The organism is Chlamydia buteonis (assembly GCF_900634605.1).
GTDB classification, from domain to species: domain Bacteria; phylum Chlamydiota; class Chlamydiia; order Chlamydiales; family Chlamydiaceae; genus Chlamydia; species Chlamydia buteonis.
The window spans coordinates 20310-39797 of record NZ_CAAAFM010000002.1 but is presented as its reverse complement, the minus strand read 5'-3'; the positions used below and the strand labels follow the sequence as shown (position 1 = coordinate 39797).

Genomic DNA, 19488 nt, shown 5'->3' with positions numbered 1-19488 from the left:
CTCTAAGCTCCTCTTTGTTATGCTATGCGCTATGAGCATTGTACTTGACAAAATTGGCAAAACCTTAGGCACACGCGTACTGTTCGACGACGTTTCTGTCGTCTTTAACCCAGGCAATCGCTATGGGCTAACAGGACCCAATGGTGCAGGAAAATCTACCTTATTAAAAATTATCACAGGCTTTGTAGAACCTACTCGTGGCTCTATTTCTTTACCTAAGAAAGTAGGTATCCTACGCCAAAATATAGATAGCTTTGGTGACGTTTCCGTTTTAGATTGCGTAATCATGGGTAACGCACGGTTGTGGGATGCTTTGCAAAAAAGAGATGCTTTGTATCTTGAAGAGTTTACTGATGCTATTGGCATTAAACTCGGTGAAATAGAAGAAATCATTGGCGAAGAAAATGGTTACCGAGCGGAATCTGAGGCTGAAGAACTGCTTACAGGAATTGGAATTCCAGAAGCATTATTTAACAATAAAATGTCCACGATTCCTATAGACCTACAATTTCGTGTGCTTTTATGTCAGTCTTTGTTTGGTCACCCTGAAGCTCTTCTTCTTGACGAGCCTACCAACCACTTGGATATTCATTCTATCAACTGGCTGGGAAATTTTTTAAAGGATTATGATGGGACTGTGATTGTTGTTAGCCACGACCGGCACTTTTTAAATACCATTACTACCCATATTGCTGATATTGACTATGACACTGTCATTATCTATCCTGGAAATTACGACGCTATGGTAGAAATGAAAACAGCTTCTCGAGATCAAGAGAAAGCTGATATCAAATCCAAAGAAAAGAAAATAGCCCAGCTTAAAGAGTTTGTGGCTAAATTCGGAGCAGGCTCTCGAGCAAGTCAAGTACAATCGCGCTTACGAGAAATTAAAAAACTCCAGCCTCAAGAATTAAAGAAATCAAATATTCAGCGTCCTTACATACGTTTCCCTTTATCAGAAAAAGCTTCTGGTAAGATTGTCTTTTCTCTAGAAGGCATTACCAAAAATTATAATGACGGAAATCCCCTATTCCAACCTTTCTCTCTAGAGATATATCAAGGAGATAAGTTAGGAATTATTGGTAACAACGGCCTTGGGAAAACAACATTAATGAAACTGTTAGCCGGTGTAGAGTCCCCTACTCAAGGATCTATAAAAACTGGTCATCAAGTTGCTTATTCCTATTTTCCTCAAAATCACTATGACGTCTTAAAAGATTGTGGGGATGAAACTCTATTCGAATGGTTGCGTAATCGTAAAACGGGAATTAACGACCAAGAGATCCGTAGCGTTTTAGGTAAGATGTTATTTGGTGGCGATGACGCTTTTAAGCAGATTAAGGCTTTATCCGGAGGGGAAACAGCTCGTTTGCTTATGGCTGGAATGATGTTGGAAAACCACAATACACTTATTCTTGACGAAGCCAATAACCATTTAGATTTAGAGTCTGTTTCTGCACTAGCTTGGGCTATCAATGATTACAAAGGGACATCCATATTTGTTTCTCATGACAGAACCCTCATCGAAGAATGCGCTACGAAATTATTAATTTTTGAAAAAGGTAAGATTACTTTCTTTGATGGGACAATGGTGGACTATACAAGCAGCAGCAAGCTATAGCCTAAGTAATGTAAGTCTAGGATATATTTTATTGAGGGCGTATGGAACCAAAGTTCATCCTGGGTTCTTCTTCTCCACGAAGAAAATCGATACTAGAATACTTTCGTATTCCTTTTACCTGCATCTCCTCAAATTTTGAAGAACATTCGGTTCCTTATCATGGTGATCCTATAGCGTATTCTCGAGAATTGGCTATAGGCAAAGCCGAGTCTATAGTAAAGGAACACAATCCTGAAGGTCTTATTCTTACTGCTGATACAGTTGTGGCGTATAAAGGGAAAATTTTCAATAAGCCGGGTTCTTACGATGAGGCTATTGAAATGTTAAAAACATTAAGCGGTCAAACCCATTCCGTAATTACAAGCATCGCGCTTCTGCAAGATAGGAAATTAGTAACCGGAGAAGAGACCACATGGGTAACATTTACCCAACTACCCGAAGCGTACCTGGGGAGGTATGTCAAAGCATTTTCTACCCTAGATAAATGCGGAGGCTACAGTATTCAAGAAGGCGGTGGATTGATTATTCATAATATCCAAGGATGTGCATATAATGTCCAAGGTCTTCCGATTAAAACACTGAAACACCTCTTGTTGGAGTTCAACGTTAACTTATGGGATTATCTCGTTTAATCATACCCCTAGGACTATGTTTAAGTTTTCCTAGTTTGGTTTTTAGTAGTTTCCCAGATCCTGTAAGTCATAAGATCCTTTATACCAGCCAAAAATCTGTAGAACAAGCTCTTACCGCCTATCTAGACGCCTTAGAAACGCAAGGAGACCATGATTTTGCGTTATTAAGAAAAATCTCTGAGAACTGTTTAAAACAGGGTTTACGTTCTGATGATCCCTATATTCGAAAAAGCACGATTATTGGGGCTGGTATTGTAGGTTCTGCAGAAGCGTTTGAGATTCTTTCGCAAGCAATGGAAACCAACGATCCTTTGCAACAATTGTTGGTATTATCAGCGTTATCTTCACATTTAGGGAAAAGCTCTGACGAACTTTTATTCAAAGCTCTGGCCTCAGCCTATCCTGTAATTCGTTTAGAAGCTGCTTACCGTTTGGCGGGATTAAAAAATATTAAAGTCATTGATCATCTCCATTCTTTTATTCATAAGCTTCCTGAAGAAATCCAATGTCTCTCAGCTGCTATTTTCCTAAGATTAGAAACTGAAGAATCGGATACGTATATCCGTCAGCTGCTCTCTTCACCAAAAAGTACTACAAGAAACTATGCAGCTCTGTTGATAGGGGAATACCAACAAAAACGGTTCTTACCAACACTACGACATTTATTAACAAGCGCTTCCCCTTTAGATCGTGAAGCTGCTGTATATGCTCTAGGAATGTTAAAAGATGGTCAGAGTTACAACGCTATAAAAAAGCTGTCGGAGAAACACGATCCCGACTTATCTTTAGCCTCTGCTCAAGCGTTGCTTGCTATTGGTAAAGAAGAGGATGCGCTTCCTATTTTCGAAAAGCAGATACAAGAAGAACACTGTAGAGCTTTATACACAGCACGATTACTATCTAAAGAGATAGGGATTCCTTTAGTACTTCCTGTATTTTTAAATACTAAAAACAGCGAAGCAAAGTTAAATGCAGCTCTAGCTTTGATACATTTAGGCTGCGATCATCCAGAACTTCTTGAATACATTACAGAATGGTTAGTTCAGCGACAATATACCCGAGCATTAGTGCCTACATTTTCCAAAGGGCGTGCAACACAAGCGTGGAAATGCCGAGCAGTAATCCTCCCTCAAAATCCTACAGAACGTGCCAAAGCCTTATCCGCCATTCAACATTCTGAAGAACAGATCCTTGTTTCTCTTTTACAACTACCTAAAGAGGCGTATCTTCCTTATATAGAAAAAATACTCTTAAGTCAGAAAACAGCACTTGCTTCTAAAGCAATCTCTTTTTTAGCACATTCTTCTCATCAACAAGCTTTAGATATCCTTTCACGAGCGTCCCAACTTCCTGGAGAGCCTGTAATCCGTGCTTATGCCGATTTAGCATTATACAACCTTACTAAAGACCCTGAGAAAAAATTATCCCTACATCGTTATGCTCAGGAGCTCATCCAAGAAACGTTATTGTTTATTGATACAGAAGATAGACAACCACACCCTGATTCTCCTTATCTTCGTTATCAAATTACTCCAGAAATACGAGCAAAACTCATGTTAGACATTCTTGAAACTCTTGTGGTATCAAAGACACATGAGGATATTCGTTTACTTATTCAGCTGATGACACAAACAAAAGCAAAAAATTGTCATATCTTAGCTGGGTTATTGATGAAAATGATAGAATAGTGGAAGACATATGAAACGTTGTTTCCCCTATTTCCTTCTATCAGCACTACTGTTGTGTTCATTTTCTGCAGAAGCGTTAACTCATAAAGAAGCTGCAAAGAAAAAAGTATCCTATCTAAGCCATTTTAAAGGGCTATCCGGAACTTTAGATATCGAAGATGGCGTCCTCAATATTCATAATAATCTGCGTATACAGGCAAATCGTGCCTACGTAGACAATGTTCCCGAACGTGGTATGAAATTAATTGCTCATGGAAATGTCATGGTCAATTATCGAGGAAAGACATTAGTTTGCGATTACTTAGAATACTATGAAGATACTGATTCGTGTCTTTTGACCAATGGTAGATTTGCAATGTATCCTTGGTTTTTAGGCGGGTCTATGATGACATTGACTCCTGAAACTTTAATTATCCACAAAGGATATATATCCACCTCAGAAGGTCCTAAAAAACATATTTGTCTTTCCGGAGACTACTTAGAATACTCTTCAGACAGTGTACTTTCTATAGGGAAAACAACATTCAGTATTTGTAATATTCCTTTATTATTCCTCCCGCAATTTTCTATTATGCCAATGGAAATTCCTAAACCTCCAATTAATTTCCGAGGAGGTACGGGAGGATTTTTAGGTTCTTACTTAGGGATTAGTTACTCACCTATTTCTAAAAAGCATTTTTTATCTACATTTTTTTTAGATAGCTTTTTCAAGCATGGCATAGGGGTTGGCTATAACATGCACTTTTCGCAAAAAGAGAAACCTGAAAATGTCTTTAATATGAAAAGTTACTATGCCCACCGCTTAGCGATTGATATGGCAGAACCTCGAGATCGCTACCGCTTCCATGGAAATTTTTCTCTAGCACATAAACAGACAAAATTATCCGGGGAGTATCATTTAAGCGACAGCTGGGAAACGGTTGCTGATATTTTTCCTAATAATTTCTCTTTAAAAAATACTGGTCCTACACAAGTTCGCCTTACCTGGCATGATGCGTTATTAGACGGCCGACTATCTTCTTCCGTGAAGGTAAATCCGTTCCAGAATGTGAATCAAGAACTTCCCTATCTCTCTTTGAAACAACACCCTGTGAATATTAAAAATACAGGGATTTTCATTGAGAATCTGTTTGAATGTGGCTATTTAAACTTTGCTTTTAGCAATAACATTGCTGGTTCCAATTTTTCTTCACTGCGAGCTGCGGCCTCTCCTAAGGTATACCGTGCTATTCCCCTACTTATAGGGACGCTGACACCCACGGTATCAGCATCAGCGATTTATTACAGCAACGTCCCAAAAACATCTCAACGTCATTGCCAAGCTTCTGCGCAAATAAATTTAGATTATCGTTTTTCAGCGTATAAGAATTATCTACACACTAAGCATATTGTAGAGCCTTTTGTTTCATTTACATCGGCAACACATCCATTAGCAAAGAACCACGAACACTATATCTTTTCTATCAATGATGCTTTCTCTTCTCTACATTTATGTAAGATAGGTATTGAATCTTTTATATTAAATCGTGTTTCTCCTAGTGCTCCACGAGCTTCCGCCAAAGTTTGGACAACACAAATTTTTAAAAATACATTTGCAAGATCGACATTTCCCAAAACAGCATGCATGATCTCCTTACCTTTAGATCGTAAAAATACCTTATCTCTAGATGCTGAATGGATATGGAAAAAACATTGCTGGGATCATATGAATCTGCTTTGGCAATGGGTAGGAAGTGATAATATCGGTTTAACTTTAGAATTCCTGCATAGAAGCAAGTATAGCCTTCTTAAATGTGATAAGGAAAACTATATTCTAGATGTTAGTCGCTCTCCTGAAGAACTTTTTAATTCTCCTTTATCAGATCGTCGGAATCTCATTTTAGGGAAGGTCTTTGTTCGTCCGCATCCCTGTTGGAATTATCATCTGACACTACGATATGGCTGGCATAGAACCCAGACACCTAGTTATCTAGAATATCAAATGATTTTAGGAACCAAAGTATTTGAGCACTGGCAGTTATACTCGGTATATGAGAAAAGAGAAGCGGATAACCGCTTCTTCTTTTACCTCAAACTAGATAAGCCAAAACATCTAAGTAATCAGTAATCTTTTACTAAAATGGTTAGGGCTTCTTTTGAACTTGAAGAAATCAATAAGACAAGCAAGTTTTAGACAATAACACACGACTAAGAAGCTTTGTCTGTTATATGGTTATTATAACGACGGCGAATTTTTTCTAGGGCAGACTTAAACTTCTTATAATCCTTAGGCTCTTCCATCTTATCAATGTATAAAATTCCATGGAGATGGTCATTTTCATGCATGATAATACGCGCAGGAAACCCTTCTAAATGTTCTGTGAATTCCTGACCATCGAGATTGATCGCTTTTACGGTAATGCGACGCGGACGGTAAACATCAGCTCGCAACCCGGGAATCGATAAACATCCTTCCCTACCTAAAACAAGATCCTCAGAAACATCAGAAAGTACAGGATTAATATACACCTTGGGGAAGTCACAAAAAATCAGATCCCCATCCTCTGTTTCTCCCTCAACACACATAACAAAAAGACTTACGCTTTCCCCTACTTGAGGAGCTGCTAAACCCACCCCCTTATGAGCTACCATAGTCTCATACATATCTTGAGCCAACTGACGAATCTCGTCAGTAATTTCAAGAATAGCATCAGCCTTTCTACGTAATGTAGGGCTACCGTAATATTCTAATTCTCTAATCATGATTTATCACCCCGCAGATTAGCTACTAATCGCGTCTTCTATTAAATAAAAGGGACAGAGACTGTAGGCAATGGCGAAGGGTACTCCATCTCTTCTTGAACTTTTTCTACTGAAAATATTGTAGAGCCAGGTAGTAGACCATAGAGACAAAATATATAAAAGACTTTTTTCATAAGATGATGACTGTTTTAATTTTATTTCCAAGAAATAGATGGGGTACTTTAGGTAAAAGTCGATAACCTCTAGCGAAGCTTTCTATTCGCTAGAGATTTCTTCTCCATCTGAAGAAACTTGTTCTAGAACATGTACAGGAGGTTCTTGAGAACTTTTCCCCAAGTATGTTGTCGCAAAAGATAGAAACAAACAACTAAAACAGAAAACTACTGCCAGCCAAGCGGTGACTTTCTTTAAAATATCCGGGGTAGATACACCAAAAACGGAATCTCCTGAATCCACGCCAAAAGAAGAACCGAGTCCCATACTCTTGCTTTCTTGAATCAAAATCAGTCCGCAAAGAATTACGCACAAAAGAAGAAAGATAAATAAAAACGAATAAAACAAGGCGGTCACAATGCTTCTCCTAAATCAACAAACCTATCTGAGGTGAATTCCTAGCCCTTTAATTTATTAGGATTTTAAAAATTTCTTTCTAATCCAGTGTCTCTATAGACTGTAAAAATCCCTAAAAGGCCCTGGGGATATTCTCGTATAAAACTAAATTAATCACCATATTGAAAAACATTTTATTGCTTTGGAACACTGTTCTCAAACAAAACCTTAGTGTAAATTCTATGAAAATATTTCACACAACATAGCCAAAAAGCTAATATAATTTTTACTAGCTAACGATTAAAATTCGTGACAACATCGGCAAAAACTTTAGGATCTAAAGAAGCGCCTCCTACTAACAAACCGTCTACATCAGGACAACTAGCAAATCCTTCAGCATTGTCCGCCTTTACAGATCCTCCATAAAGAATAGAAATTGCCTCTGCTTTCTCTTTGGAAAATATATTGCCAAGAACCTCTCGACAAAAAGCATGCGCCTCTTGCACATCAATGGCTGAAGCTACTTTCCCCGTACCAATTGCCCATACCGGTTCATAAGCAATGATTACAGAGGCAGTTTCAGGAAGTTGAGCAAGCCCCAATATCAACTGGTTAGATAACATATCTTTCGTCGCACCCTTTTCTCTAACTTCTAAAGTTTCTCCAATACACAAAACGGGAATAATTCCTTCACGAGATGCGGCGCCAACCTTAAGCGCAATTGTATTGTCTTCTTCATGAAAAATGTGACGGCATTCGGAATGACCTACAAGTACAAAATTAACATTAAATTCTTCTAGCATAGGCAAGGAAATCTCACCTGTAAAGGCTCCAGAGGTATCCTGATGGACATTCTGCGCTCCCAGCCAAATAGGGCTGTGAAAAAATTTTATAGATTCACAGCAAGCATATAAGGCTGTAAATGCGGGAGTTATACCCACACGAGATATAGGAGCAACTTCTTCAAGGAGAGGGCATAAAACAGACAAATAATCTTTAGCCTCTTTAGCTGTCTTATGCATTTTCCAATTACCAAAAATATAACGCTTACGTGCCATCTACGTCCTCAATTTGTTAGCTCGTTCATCTCCCACTATAGACATGATTTCACGATTCTTGCTAGTTTTTTACTAGGAAGGTACTTTATTTTAAAATAATAGAACTTGAAACCTTTCTGTATTCTAGGGCATGGCAATTTCATCTCCTCCTCAAGCAGTAACGGCTCTTACCGAGTCTATAAAAAATCTACTCGAGTCAAATTTTTGTCATATTGTGGTCAAAGGAGAGTTAAGTAACGTCTCTTTACAGCCTAGTGGGCATCTATATTTTGGTATTAAAGATAGTAAATCTTTTTTAAACGGTGCTTTTTTTCATTTTAAAAGTAAGTATTTTGACCGTTGCCCTAAAGATGGAGACTCTGTGATCATTCACGGGAAACTTACTGTTTATGCACCAAGGGGTCAATACCAAATCGTAGCCCACGCCTTAGTTTATGCAGGGGAAGGCGATCTCTTGCAAAAATTCGAAGAAACTAAGAAGCGTCTCGCAGCCGAAGGGTATTTCTCTATAGAAAAAAAACAGCCCCTTAAGAGAATTCCAAAATGTATTGGCGTTATTACTAGCCCAACAGGAGCAGTAATTCAAGACATCTTACGTATTCTTTCTCGTCGTTGTCATCAATACAAGCTCCTAATTTATCCTGTTACAGTACAAGGAGCTACGGCAGCAAAAGAAATATCTCAAGCTATTGAAGTAATGAATAGAGATAAGCTTGTTGATGTTCTTGTCATAGCTCGCGGTGGTGGCAGTATTGAAGATCTTTGGGCTTTTAATGAAGAAATCGTGGTCAAGGCCATAGATGCAAGCAGAATCCCTGTTATTTCTGCTGTTGGACATGAAACAGATTATACATTATGTGATTTTGCTGCTGACGTGCGTGCTCCCACCCCCTCAGCTGCTGCAGAAATCGTCTGTCAAAGTAGTCAGGAACAAATTCAAATATTTAAAAGTCATTTACGCTATCTGAATGCTCATGCACAGCAACTGCTTGCAGGGAAAGCAAAGCAAATTCAGCAATGGAAGCGTTACTTAGATCACGTAGATTTTTTCCGTCCTCCCCACCAGTCTTTAGACTATCTTCGTGTATCTATAGAACGGTCAATACAAACAAAACTTTCACAAAGCAAGCAACGCTATATGCAATACACGCGCTGGTTGCAAAGCGATATTTTAAAACGTGTGACTTACCGTCTCCAAGATCTTTGGAAAATGATCAATCTAGCTTTCCAAAATCGTTTGCTCGCTTTAAAACACCACTGTGTACATATTAAAAAAAATCTTATCATTCACAACACACAGCAGTATAGGCAGAGATTAGATCCTTGGAGAGATCAAATTCACAGAGCTTTATCTCAGCGTTTAGGATATTTTCATCAATCTTTAGCCCACAAGCAAACGTTATTAAAACATTTTACAACCAAAATTAATCAATTATTTATTAAAGAAAAATATACCCTTAACCTCTTAAAAAAGCGGTTAAATAAAGCTTTCGTTTATACAGTATGCGAACGTAGGGAGCATTTTTTATACTCTAAAGAAAATCTCTTACTTTCCCTAAACCACCTTGTGGAAAGACATCGAGAAAAATACCACACTATTTCTAAACAGTTGATTTCATTAAATCCTAAAAATGTTTTAAAACGCGGGTATGCTATGCTCTTTGACTTTAATGAAAATTTGGCTATCATTTCGGCGAAAAGTTTACATAAACATAGTTGTGTAAGGGTAAGACTACAGGATGGAGAAGCCACTCTTACTGTGACGGATGTTCAGAATTTTGAAACTCAAGAGTTCTAAACTATGGAAGAAATTCCCTTTGAAAAGGCTATGGAAAGGTTAGAAGAGATCGTGGATCTTATGAATCAACCTTCAACATCTTTAGATGCCTCTTTAAAATTTTATGAAGAAGCAGATGCCCTAATGCGTATATGTGAATCACGGATCCGTAAAGCGGAAGAACGTGTACGTGAGTTATCTGAAAAACGAAATGAAGATTTTCTTGCAGAAGAAGAGTCTTTCGTACATTAACTGTAGAGAGCGCGATGCCTTGTAATGATGTAGATACCATAATTCAAGAACTTAGTTCGTTACAAAATCAGTTAAGCGCTCTCGACTCTCTTGATGTTATTTTAGTTGTATATGAAAAAATGTTTTCCCTGATACATCAGGGTTTAGATAAGATCTTAGTCAAAGATCAACAATGTTATCTCCTTTCTGTTCAGCCTAATGGAACTCTTCTAAAAGATACATTAGATCAGCCTGTTCTACAAACATTCTCTATGACTACACAACCATGACTTCTCACACTTCCTCTATTTTAAGTCAAATTTCATCTCCAGAAGATCTTAAGAAGCTTTCTTTTGCTGAGCTTTCTCTTCTTGCTGAGCAAATACGTCATAAAATTATTTCTGTCCTTATTAAAACAGGGGGGCATTTAGCTTCCAATTTAGGAATTATTGAATTAACAATAGCTTTACATTATGTCTTTTCTTCTCCAGAAGATAAATTTATCTTTGATGTTGGGCATCAAACGTACCCTCATAAACTGCTTACAGGGAGAAACATAGAAGAATTTGAACGCATTCGTCATGATGGAGGATTAAGTGGATTTACCTCACCTTTAGAAAGTGCTCATGATTTATTCTTTTCAGGTCATGCAGGCAACGCTTTATCTTTAGCTTTAGGTATGGCAAAAGCTACTGAGAAGTCTAGAACACACGTACTTCCTATTCTTGGTGACGCAGCTTTTTCCTGTGGATTGACTTTAGAAGCTTTAAATAATATTCATGCCGATCTATCCAAATTTATTGTCATTTTAAATGACAATAACATGTCGATTTCTCAAAACGTGGGTGTAATGTCCAAAAGCCTATCACAATGGATTCACCACCCCAAATTTAGTTTGCTTTCACGCAAACTAGAAAGGTCATTATCAAAGATTCCCCGCTACGGCAAAAGTATCGCTAGGTGCTCGCATAAGGTTTCCACTTGTTTAAGGTCTTTATTTTGTCCGATTCCTATTTTTGAGCAGTTTAACTTAGCATATATGGGTCCTGTGGACGGTCACAACATAAAAGAATTAGTATCTTTATTTCAGAAGGTACGTGATTTACCCTTCCCTATTCTTATTCATGTCTGTACAAAAAAAGGAAAAGGTTTAGAGGTAGCTCAGGAAAATCCTACAAAATACCATGGAGTAAAGGCCAATTTTAAACTTACAGCGGAAGATAAATTACTTCCAATGATTAAACCGCAGCTTACTTATCCTGATATTTTTGGGAAAACTATATGCAAACTTGGAGAAACCTCTCCGAATTTGCATGTGATTACACCGGCGATGTCCTTAGGATCACGGTTAGAAACATTTAAAGAAACATTTCCTGAGCGTTTTATCGATGTAGGCATTGCTGAAGGTCATGCTGTGACGTTTTCAGCTGGAATTGCTAAAACCAATACTCCTGTAATTTGTTCTATTTATTCGACATTTTTGCATCGTGCTATGGATAATGTTTTCCATGATGTATGTTTACAGAATCTCCCGGTGATCTTTGCTATAGATCGTGCAGGTTTAGCATATGGAGATGGTTGTAGCCACCATGGTATTTATGATTTGAGTTTTCTTCGTGCTATGCCCAACATGATTATCTGTCAGCCGAGAAGCTCTATAGTTTTCCAGCAACTGCTTCAATCTTCTCTACATTGGAAAAGGCCTTCAGCAATTCGTTACCCCAATATTACAGCGCTTCAAGGTGACCCTATCACTACCGATATAACGATGTATCGAGATCCAGGATTAGGAGAAATATTGAGTCAGGGTGAAGATGTTTTGATCGTAGGTCTGGGGCACATGTGTAGTGCGGCGTTGTCTATAAAATTGCAGTTACTTACCCATGGAATTTCTGCATCTGTCGTAGACCCTATATTCATCAAGCCATTTGACAACAATCTCTTTAGCATCTTATTGATGCACCATTCCAAAGTCATCATTATAGAAGAACATTCTATTCGTGGAGGATTGGCATCAGAATTTAACGATTTTCTAGCTACCTATAACTTCAAAGTTGACATCTTACACTTTGGGATTCCCGATAGTATCTTTTCTCATGGAGATAAAGAGAATTTATTAAAAAGAGTGGGACTAGATGTAGACAGTATGGTTAAACGTATTCTCACATACTTTAACTTCCGCACAAAGAAAGCTCCGTCTAACAAGTTGAGTATTGTCTAGTCCTTCATCAGGGGATTATGTACTATTTTTTCCCTACTTAACCTGTTACAGAAGCTACAAATTTAGTTTCCCTGCAGCAACGACTAAAAGGTGATAGGTATAACGTAGGAAGACACTGATCCGCTTGCAAAATAACTGGCGACAACACCGGAAGGCAGGGAATATAATTACGTGTACGCACTTTGCAATAGTATAACCAAGTCTCCATGAAAGATTCCTAGAGTATGTATTCTGAATATTTACTGACCAACAGAATTTAAGGAAGTAAACCCCTCTCTTCTATTAATCTTGATGAGAAATAATACCATATTAGACTTTCAATTTCTTCATTAAAAAAAACGCCTTTATAAAAATAAAAAATCTCTTATAAAAACATATAAATTAAAATCTTGTGAGTTTAATTTATATTTTTCTCTTGTATAGAAAAAGTCTGCTTTAACGATAGCCTGAGATTGACTCAGGCATGCAATGAGAGAAGGTCAAATAGTTTGAGATAGTCATCGAGAGACAGGGTCTCTGGACGAGTTTTGTCAGAAAAATTTAGTTGGCTTAAAGCCTCAAAAACGCGTTCTTTAGGATAAAGATCTTTAAGAGCATTCGCTAATAGTTTTCGTCTCTGCCCAAATGCAGCTCTAGTTAAAGAAAAGAATTTCGTACGAAGAGGTTCTTCAAGAGGAAAGCTATCTTTTACTGTCATATGAACAACCGCTGAGGATACCTTCGGTTTTGGTAAAAAGCATCCTGGACTAACTTTAAAAGCGTAGCGCACATCCACGAAAAATTGTAAAAAGATAGTTAACGATCCGTATTCTTTACCTCCGGGTTGCGCTGTAATACGTCGCGCGACTTCATCTTGGATCATTACCGTAACAGTTTTCCACTGGTTAGGAACTTCTAAAAATAACTTTGTTAATAAAGGTGTGGTAATATGATAGGGCAGGTTAGCAACAACTCGTCCTTTTCCTTGCCAGCCTTTATCTTGAAGTTGTGATAAAGGATATTTACAAGCATCTGTGATTTCGAGATTTATGGGAAGTTGCTTTAATGTTTCCTCAAACATAGGATCCTTTTCTAAAGCAACGACATGAGCTCCTTGATTAATGAGTACTTCGGTAAGAGCTCCAAATCCGGGGCCTATTTCTAATACCCAATCCCCATCCTGTACACAAGAAACAGCAAGGATCTTCCTTAGAATATTCCCATCTATCAAAAAGTTCTGTGAAAGGCCTTTTTTAGGATGGCCATGAACTTCAGCTAAAAAGCGGCTAAGTTGTTCAGGAGAACTGCGTGACAAACGATCTCCTAAAGTAATGAAAATAGAGGTGGGGCTTCTTCAGAAAGCAACTTAGCAATCATCGATGAGTCAAAGCCATAGCGCGCACGCAATTTCCTTTTATACTGACTTTCTATACTCTCAGCATAGTTCATAAATAACGTTTGCTTAATCTGAGTTTCTATTTCTTCCAAAGGCTGCATAGGCATTGTAGATTTCTCAAGAAGCACATAGAGCTTATGCCCTGATTTATGAGCTTTAGGTTGACTACACATAGCCAGGGGATAGTTCACACTAGATAATTCCATTTTATGAGCATCTGACAATTCTTTATCATTACGTATGAACTCTTCAGAACAGACAAATTGTCCCCCTTGAGATAGAGCCAGAGCAGATAAGCGCTCTTTATTCCAACTTTGTGTTTCATTTAAACGCGCGCATATCTTATCGGCAATTTGACTAGACAAGGATTCTGTGGCGGCTTTAATCGTAACTACTCGGTATTTCCATAGTGTAGTTTTTGCAGCTTCTTCAGCCAACTGGTTGTAATGCTCTCGGATTTTCCCTGGAGTAATTTTAAGCATTACCTTAGAGCGAACCATCATTCCCATCACTCTTTGAGCTATCAATGTACGATGAACTACTTTAAATATATCGTCAGGGGTCATATCGAAATGAACGTAAAAGAAAGATAAATCTCTACCAAACATAGCTTCGACTTCCTGATTAACTGCAGTAGGGTCTACTTGGATTTTTTTAGCTTTAGCGTCGGCAACCATAAGAAATTCGTCAATTACAGATTCTAAAACTACCGGCCACATAGCTGTGTAGTACTGCGAACGTGCAGGGTAAGACTCTATAAGTTGAGGGTAGGAAGAAGCAAAAAGAAGATTTAATTTCTGGATAACATCTAAAGTAGTAACAACAGTATCGTCATCTATTTTAAATAACACACGATCATGAATAGCTATTCCTGCGGGTTCCTCAGGGATCTTTTCATTAGGGTAGGGGTACTCGCGCTGTTTAGTAGGAAGAGAACCTTCATGCCCTATTAAAAATCCCGGTAAACAAACCAAACCGACCAAAGAGAAAACGCTTAGTGTTTTGTTCTTCATGATTTGCTACTCCCTACTGGTTGACATGTCTAGGGACTAACTATAAGAAATTAACCAAATTTTGACCACTTCGAGAAGAAATCTTCTCACAAATAAATGGAAGGTAAAGAGTTATTTTGAATTCATATAGGTGCGAAACTCTTCAATGTTGGAGAATTTCCTCCCTACCCCCGACTCTAATAAGCAAATAACTGTAGATGTTTGCCCTTCCTTAGGGATCAGACAGTGTTCATATTCAGGAAGAATCTCTTCTAATGATTCACGCTCTTTTTCCCGCATCCAAACAATAGAGATATGAGGAAGAAACAATCCTGCTAAGCAGGATAAAATTGCCTCACAATCATGATCATTGGCTAAAGAAATAAGGATTTTTTGATGATTACGTGAAAAATATGCTTGTGCGGCCATGAGATTCCCTAAAGAAGAAAACTTATGGGTATGCCATCGAGCTTGCGCAATCTGTAGGATATCTTCCGCATAGGTAAGGTAATGTTTTTTTTCTGTAAGCATATGCAATTTGATTAAAGCTTGGCAAACAAGAGCATTTCCCGAAATGGCTTCACCATCAGAGAGGTTTTCCTGTTTTAACAGTAATGCAGAGTCTCTACCATCCGTGGTGTAAAATCCCCCACTTTCCGAACGGAAGGATACAATTACCTCTTTCATAAGATCTTCAGCTAACAATAACCACTGAGCTCCACAACCAGTTTCATAAAGAGCTATGGCTCCTAAAATCACCCCGGCGTAGTCTTCCAATCCTCCTGAGTATTTTGCGTCGCCATCTCGCCACCTACGCAATAAAATGGAATGCTTGCATAAATTTTTACAAATAAACTCGCCACACTTTTTAGCAATACCGATGTAAGAAAAATCACCGAGGATTCTCCCTGCATACGCTAGTGTGTAGACCATCCAACCATTTTGAAAGGCAAGAGATTGGTCATCTTTGAAAGGCCGTGCTTTCTTATTTCTATGTATGAACAATTTTTCTTTAAGCCTATCGATAATCTCATGGAATTCTTCTATTGTGCAACCATACTTATCCGCAATCTCTTCGATATCAATATGAGAAGGAATATGAAGAATGTTTCTTCCATTACAAAACCCCTCTCTAGAAATCCCATAGTATTCACAAAAGATCTCGGCATTTTCTCCAAGCACTTCGCGGATTTCCTCTCCGGACCAAGTGGCGTATCCTCCCTCAGTATCCCCCCAACGTTCTCCATGTTCTGAAGTATAGAATGCTCCCACCTCAGGATTATAGAGTTCAGAAAGAATATAATGGAGCGTTTGCTTAGCTATAGAACGATACTCAGGTTTTTTCATACATACCCAAGCATCCAAATAATCTAATAACAAGAAAGAGTTATCGATCAGACGTTTTTCAAAACATGGAATTAACCATTTATCATCAATGGTATAGCAATAAAATCCCCCACCCAAATGATCGAAAATCCCTCCTTTTGCCATCATTTGCAAAGAACGATCTACAAAAAATAAACTTCTATTATCTTGATACTCTACACCATAACGCAAGAGAAACTGGCTCAACAAAGCCGGTGGGGTTTTTGGAAACGCTTTTACTCCTCCATAATGGGGATCAATATCGTGATATATTGCCTCTACTGTTTTTCGGAGGATACCTTCTTCTAATATTTCTTTTCTTGCGCATCTCTCTATAAATGAAGCAATCTCAAGAATCTTATGAGCTTGACGAACAAGCACATCTCTTTCCTCAGGATTCTCCCACATCAAATTCAGCCTCTCTATCGTCTGTGAAAACGACGGTAGCCCTAATTTCCCTTCTGCCGCCAAATAATTTGCGGAGAAAAAAGGCAGAAGATCTGGAGTTAAAAATACATTTAGTGGCCAAGAAGGAGAACTCTGATGCTCTTCTGATATCGAAAGCATTTGTGCAAGATCAAAATAAAGATTCGCCACATGAGGCAATTCTTCTTTATCTACCTTAATATTAATAAAATGCTCGTTGAGTATTGCAGCAATTTCAGGATTTTTGAAGCTTTCCTGAAGCATAACCTGACACCATCGAGAGTGTGCACAACCAATAGAAAGGAAAATTGGCTTATCCTCTTTCATAGCCAGGTCAAAAGCCTCGCTACACCAAGGATACCAGTTTACCGGTGTATGAGCATAAAGAAGCAAATACGGTGATTTTTCAGTAATAAGTCTGTTAGTATATAGAGGCTGCGACATGATAAAATAAAAAAACCAAAAGTCTATACTCCATTTTAGATCAAACAACGTACTTTTAATATGATTTTTATCATTCGATTTTTATTAAATTATTTATACATAAAGCCATAATTCTAATTAATTTCATTTCTATTTAAACAAATAATAATAAAAGATTCCTATCTCATTTATTTTCAATAAAATCGCTCTTGAGATTACTGTAGGACTTCTCCAACAACATTACAAGATAGCAAGGCACATTAGCTTGTTTTTAGCGTTTTAAGAATACGAGAAAATTATGGTTGGGCTTGATTTCCTAGCGAGGAATGCCTAAACTAGTCCTCTCAAGGAAGAGTGGCAGAGTGGTCGAATGCATCTGATTCGAAATCAGAAGTTCTCTTAAAGGAACCGGGGGTTCGAATCCCTTCTCTTCCGTTATCTATTTCTTTCTAAAGAATTAAATTTTAGGGAATGAGCCCTCCATTTTATCCTAAGGGCTTTTCCCTAACTTTTTTAAAATACTATCCTTGACCCTCTGGACCAATGACATAGGTCAGCAAAGACTGAAAGTACCTATCGGATAGTTGGTTACATAATTGCAACCACTGTAGGTTAGCAACTTCAGATTTATAGCTCTTGACGCGTTTTACAGCTGGATTATAGAGCATCCCTATAAAATAAATATTTGCTCGTTTGCATGCTGCTTCTGCAGAAATCAGGTTCTCCTTATTCTGATCCAAATATATCACTTGTTGTGGCAACGTTTCTAAAGTTGAAAATAAAGTAGAGAGAACTTCTTCCATAGAGATTCCGTTAACAAGCCCTCCAGTAAAGAGGATTTGCTCTTCTATAAACATCACATGTTGAGGTCTACCAAGTGTTTTTAGATGTGGCATCCACCCATCACTACGGGCTGGTAAGCATGAAGAAAACACTACACCTAAAGCTTGGGCAGAACGAAGAAAATGATTCGCCATAGGGATAGGAAATTGAGACACTCCCATTACCCAAGCTTCAGATAAAGCTAAAGTTTCTATAGCTTTAGGAACTTCAGGATGAATAAGCTCATACTCTACCGCAAATGACACAGCAATTCTTTCGCAAAAAGCCTTTGCAATAGGATCATAATCAGACTGTTCTTTTTTTAGATTTTCTAAACGCTCGTTAAACCAAGAGCTGGTTCCAAGCATTTGTTTAGGGAAGACGAGAGTTTCGTCCAAGCCTAATAAAACTAACGAACCTTTTCTTGCGTATTTATTCACAGCTTGTATATCAGACACTTTGATAATACTTGCTTCTAAGGAAAATACTGAAAAGAAAACTGAGATAAAAAATATTACCTTCATAGCAATGCTCTCAAAGACAAAAAATTGTTTTATTGTACGGAGCATCTCTTTAGGAAGAAATATTTTTTTATATAAAGCTACCCAAGGATTAAATATGTTAGCAAAACTAAAAAAGGGCCCCAAGCACCCTCTCAGGGGGACAGAGAGGATACTATAAGGCTTGTTTCAAATAAATAATATTAACTCTTTTGATTAAGAGAATCTAGCGATAATTGCGCTGTAACATCGGAGATAACTGCAAACGCATGTTCTTCTTGAATCTCGACCGCTGCCGAATAAGGGTAAACATAGGAAAATATGCTTTCTGCAGCAGGATAATATACTAAGCCAAAAAATTTGATCCCCAAATCTATACATTCTCGTCCTAAAGTTTTGATTTCTTCAGGATTATCAGTTAAAAATACTATGTTCTTTGGCATTTTATTTTCATAGATAAACAACAACTTCATAGCTTCTGGAAACTCTAAAGTACTACAAAATAAAACACCCTCTTGTACTAATGCAGATGCACTACACCTCTGTGTAGTTTCCAAAAAAAAGTCTTCTGTAGGAAATGCTCGCGAATGCAATTCTATACCGCATTCTTTTAGGCTCTTTAATGTTGAAGAAACGGATTCGATTCCTAATGAAGAAATTCCCAATAAAGAACATGAACATTCAGAAAGTATCTGAGAAAACCGATCCGCCACATTTAACTCTAAACATTCTTTGCTTACTAATGTATCTATGAGCACCTGTTCTTCAGCCACCCGTTTTTTTGCCTTAAAAAAATCTCCAAAACGCTTAGAAAGCCTTGACAACCTGTTTTGATACCAGCCCGGAGAACCTATATATTTATGCTGAATTACACTATCTACGTTAATACAAAATAAAGTATCCTCTTTGTTTTTTTCTAAATGTGTAAAAACCTCGTCAAAAGAATACGCCATTGTCATCGGCACATGCTTTTTCTTTGCTGCCTCAGCTGTAGTCAATGTACCTAAGATAGCTACTGTAAGTATGGACACCTTAGGGAGATATTTCAGCAGACTTGTCACGTTTA

General features: G+C 37.9%; 17 protein-coding genes and 1 tRNA gene. 9 read left to right on the top strand and 9 right to left on the bottom strand.

Going from position 1 to position 19488, the window contains the following annotated elements; translation table 11 throughout:
- The first annotated feature begins 31 nt into the window (after nucleotides 1-31).
- The 4 genes from E1N70_RS03590 to E1N70_RS03575 are packed head-to-tail and all read left to right on the top strand — an operon-like array spanning nucleotide 32 to nucleotide 6048.
- The gene (locus E1N70_RS03590; RefSeq protein ID WP_131744186.1) at nucleotides 32-1621 is read left to right on the top strand and encodes an ABC-F family ATP-binding cassette domain-containing protein; all 1590 of its coding nucleotides are present in this window, start codon (nucleotides 32-34) and stop codon (nucleotides 1619-1621) included.
- A 41-nt stretch (nucleotides 1622-1662) separates the two neighbouring features.
- Entirely contained in the window at nucleotides 1663-2253 is a 591-nt protein-coding gene (locus tag E1N70_RS03585) for a Maf-like protein (RefSeq protein WP_131744185.1), read from the top strand.
- Complete coding sequence (locus E1N70_RS03580; RefSeq protein WP_131744184.1) at nucleotides 2235-3941, top strand: HEAT repeat domain-containing protein; 1707 nt, start codon at nucleotides 2235-2237, stop codon at nucleotides 3939-3941. The genes E1N70_RS03585 and E1N70_RS03580 overlap by 19 nt, the downstream gene beginning before the upstream one ends.
- 10 nt (nucleotides 3942-3951) lie before the next feature.
- Nucleotides 3952-6048, top strand: a complete 2097-nt coding sequence (locus E1N70_RS03575; RefSeq protein WP_131744183.1) for a CT351 family outer membrane beta-barrel protein — start codon at nucleotides 3952-3954, stop codon at nucleotides 6046-6048.
- 80 nt (nucleotides 6049-6128) lie between these two features.
- On the opposite strand, the gene def is transcribed toward E1N70_RS03575, so the two are convergent.
- The 3 genes from def to tpiA all read right to left on the bottom strand — a co-directional run bounded on the left by def (nucleotide 6129) and on the right by tpiA (nucleotide 8290).
- Complete coding sequence (gene def, locus E1N70_RS03570) at nucleotides 6129-6683, bottom strand: peptide deformylase (protein WP_131744182.1); 555 nt, start codon at nucleotides 6681-6683, stop codon at nucleotides 6129-6131.
- Between the two features lie 255 nt (nucleotides 6684-6938).
- Nucleotides 6939-7253, bottom strand: a complete 315-nt coding sequence (secG, locus tag E1N70_RS03565; RefSeq protein ID WP_131744181.1) for a preprotein translocase subunit SecG — start codon at nucleotides 7251-7253, stop codon at nucleotides 6939-6941.
- Nucleotides 7254-7525: 272 nt separating this feature from the next.
- Nucleotides 7526-8290, bottom strand: a complete 765-nt coding sequence (gene tpiA / locus E1N70_RS03560) for a triose-phosphate isomerase (RefSeq protein ID WP_131744180.1) — start codon at nucleotides 8288-8290, stop codon at nucleotides 7526-7528.
- 130 nt (nucleotides 8291-8420) lie between these two features.
- Here tpiA and xseA point away from each other — a divergent pair, with 130 nt between their 5' ends.
- The 4 genes from xseA to E1N70_RS03540 are packed head-to-tail and all read left to right on the top strand — an operon-like array spanning nucleotide 8421 to nucleotide 12519.
- The gene (gene xseA, locus E1N70_RS03555; RefSeq protein ID WP_131744179.1) at nucleotides 8421-10088 is read left to right on the top strand and encodes an exodeoxyribonuclease VII large subunit; all 1668 of its coding nucleotides are present in this window, start codon (nucleotides 8421-8423) and stop codon (nucleotides 10086-10088) included.
- Between the two features lie 3 nt (nucleotides 10089-10091).
- Nucleotides 10092-10319, top strand: coding sequence for an exodeoxyribonuclease VII small subunit (locus E1N70_RS03550; RefSeq protein ID WP_131744178.1), 228 nt, complete (start codon nucleotides 10092-10094; stop codon nucleotides 10317-10319).
- A 14-nt stretch (nucleotides 10320-10333) separates the two neighbouring features.
- Nucleotides 10334-10588, top strand: a complete 255-nt coding sequence (locus E1N70_RS03545; protein ID WP_131744177.1) for a hypothetical protein — start codon at nucleotides 10334-10336, stop codon at nucleotides 10586-10588.
- Nucleotides 10585-12519, top strand: a complete 1935-nt coding sequence (locus E1N70_RS03540) for a 1-deoxy-D-xylulose-5-phosphate synthase (RefSeq protein WP_131744176.1) — start codon at nucleotides 10585-10587, stop codon at nucleotides 12517-12519. Before E1N70_RS03545 ends, E1N70_RS03540 begins: the two co-directional genes overlap by 4 nt.
- Before the next feature lie 37 nt (nucleotides 12520-12556).
- Here the strand turns inward: E1N70_RS03540 and E1N70_RS05125 are convergent, their stop codons facing one another.
- The 4 genes from E1N70_RS05125 to E1N70_RS03525 all read right to left on the bottom strand — a co-directional run bounded on the left by E1N70_RS05125 (nucleotide 12557) and on the right by E1N70_RS03525 (nucleotide 17121).
- Nucleotides 12557-12727 carry a hypothetical protein gene (locus tag E1N70_RS05125; RefSeq protein WP_014946532.1) on the bottom strand — a complete coding sequence of 57 codons (171 nt, stop codon included), beginning with the start codon at nucleotides 12725-12727 and terminating at the stop codon, nucleotides 12557-12559.
- A 249-nt stretch (nucleotides 12728-12976) separates the two neighbouring features.
- Nucleotides 12977-13813, bottom strand: a complete 837-nt coding sequence (gene rsmA / locus E1N70_RS03535; protein WP_131744175.1) for a 16S rRNA (adenine(1518)-N(6)/adenine(1519)-N(6))-dimethyltransferase RsmA — start codon at nucleotides 13811-13813, stop codon at nucleotides 12977-12979.
- 8 nt (nucleotides 13814-13821) lie between these two features.
- The gene (locus E1N70_RS03530; protein ID WP_131744174.1) at nucleotides 13822-14907 is read right to left on the bottom strand and encodes a hypothetical protein; all 1086 of its coding nucleotides are present in this window, start codon (nucleotides 14905-14907) and stop codon (nucleotides 13822-13824) included.
- Between the two features lie 111 nt (nucleotides 14908-15018).
- Nucleotides 15019-17121, bottom strand: coding sequence for a thioredoxin domain-containing protein (locus tag E1N70_RS03525; RefSeq protein WP_131744173.1), 2103 nt, complete (start codon nucleotides 17119-17121; stop codon nucleotides 15019-15021).
- 327 nt (nucleotides 17122-17448) lie between these two features.
- Here E1N70_RS03525 and E1N70_RS03520 point away from each other — a divergent pair.
- Nucleotides 17449-17535: transfer RNA gene (locus E1N70_RS03520), tRNA-Ser, on the top strand.
- Nucleotides 17536-17621: 86 nt separating this feature from the next.
- Here the strand turns inward: E1N70_RS03520 and E1N70_RS03515 are convergent.
- On the bottom strand, nucleotides 17622-18446 hold the full coding sequence (locus E1N70_RS03515) for a DUF2608 domain-containing protein (protein ID WP_208638307.1): 825 nt from the start codon (nucleotides 18444-18446) through the stop codon (nucleotides 17622-17624).
- Between the two features lie 179 nt (nucleotides 18447-18625).
- On the bottom strand, nucleotides 18626-19483 hold the full coding sequence (locus E1N70_RS03510; protein WP_131744171.1) for a DUF2608 domain-containing protein: 858 nt from the start codon (nucleotides 19481-19483) through the stop codon (nucleotides 18626-18628).
- Between the last annotated feature and the right edge of the window lie 5 nt (nucleotides 19484-19488).

Bases quoted from the DNA above. Each gene is read 5' to 3' on its own strand.
- E1N70_RS03590 (WP_131744186.1), top strand. From the start codon at position 32: ATGAGCATTGTACTTGACAAAATTGGCAAAACCTTAGGCACACGCGTA.
- E1N70_RS03585 (WP_131744185.1), top strand. From the start codon at position 1,663: ATGGAACCAAAGTTCATCCTGGGTTCTTCTTCTCCACGAAGAAAATCG.
- E1N70_RS03580 (WP_131744184.1), top strand. From the start codon at position 2,235: ATGGGATTATCTCGTTTAATCATACCCCTAGGACTATGTTTAAGTTTT.
- E1N70_RS03575 (WP_131744183.1), top strand. From the start codon at position 3,952: ATGAAACGTTGTTTCCCCTATTTCCTTCTATCAGCACTACTGTTGTGT.
- def (WP_131744182.1), bottom strand. From the start codon at position 6,683: ATGATTAGAGAATTAGAATATTACGGTAGCCCTACATTACGTAGAAAG.
- tpiA (WP_131744180.1), bottom strand. From the start codon at position 8,290: ATGGCACGTAAGCGTTATATTTTTGGTAATTGGAAAATGCATAAGACA.
- xseA (WP_131744179.1), top strand. From the start codon at position 8,421: ATGGCAATTTCATCTCCTCCTCAAGCAGTAACGGCTCTTACCGAGTCT.
- E1N70_RS03550 (WP_131744178.1), top strand. From the start codon at position 10,092: ATGGAAGAAATTCCCTTTGAAAAGGCTATGGAAAGGTTAGAAGAGATC.
- E1N70_RS03545 (WP_131744177.1), top strand. From the start codon at position 10,334: ATGCCTTGTAATGATGTAGATACCATAATTCAAGAACTTAGTTCGTTA.
- E1N70_RS03540 (WP_131744176.1), top strand. From the start codon at position 10,585: ATGACTTCTCACACTTCCTCTATTTTAAGTCAAATTTCATCTCCAGAA.
- E1N70_RS05125 (WP_014946532.1), bottom strand. From the start codon at position 12,727: ATGGAGACTTGGTTATACTATTGCAAAGTGCGTACACGTAATTATATT.
- E1N70_RS03530 (WP_131744174.1), bottom strand. From the start codon at position 14,907: ATGAAGAACAAAACACTAAGCGTTTTCTCTTTGGTCGGTTTGGTTTGT.
- E1N70_RS03525 (WP_131744173.1), bottom strand. From the start codon at position 17,121: ATGTCGCAGCCTCTATATACTAACAGACTTATTACTGAAAAATCACCG.
- E1N70_RS03515 (WP_208638307.1), bottom strand. From the start codon at position 18,446: ATGAAGGTAATATTTTTTATCTCAGTTTTCTTTTCAGTATTTTCCTTA.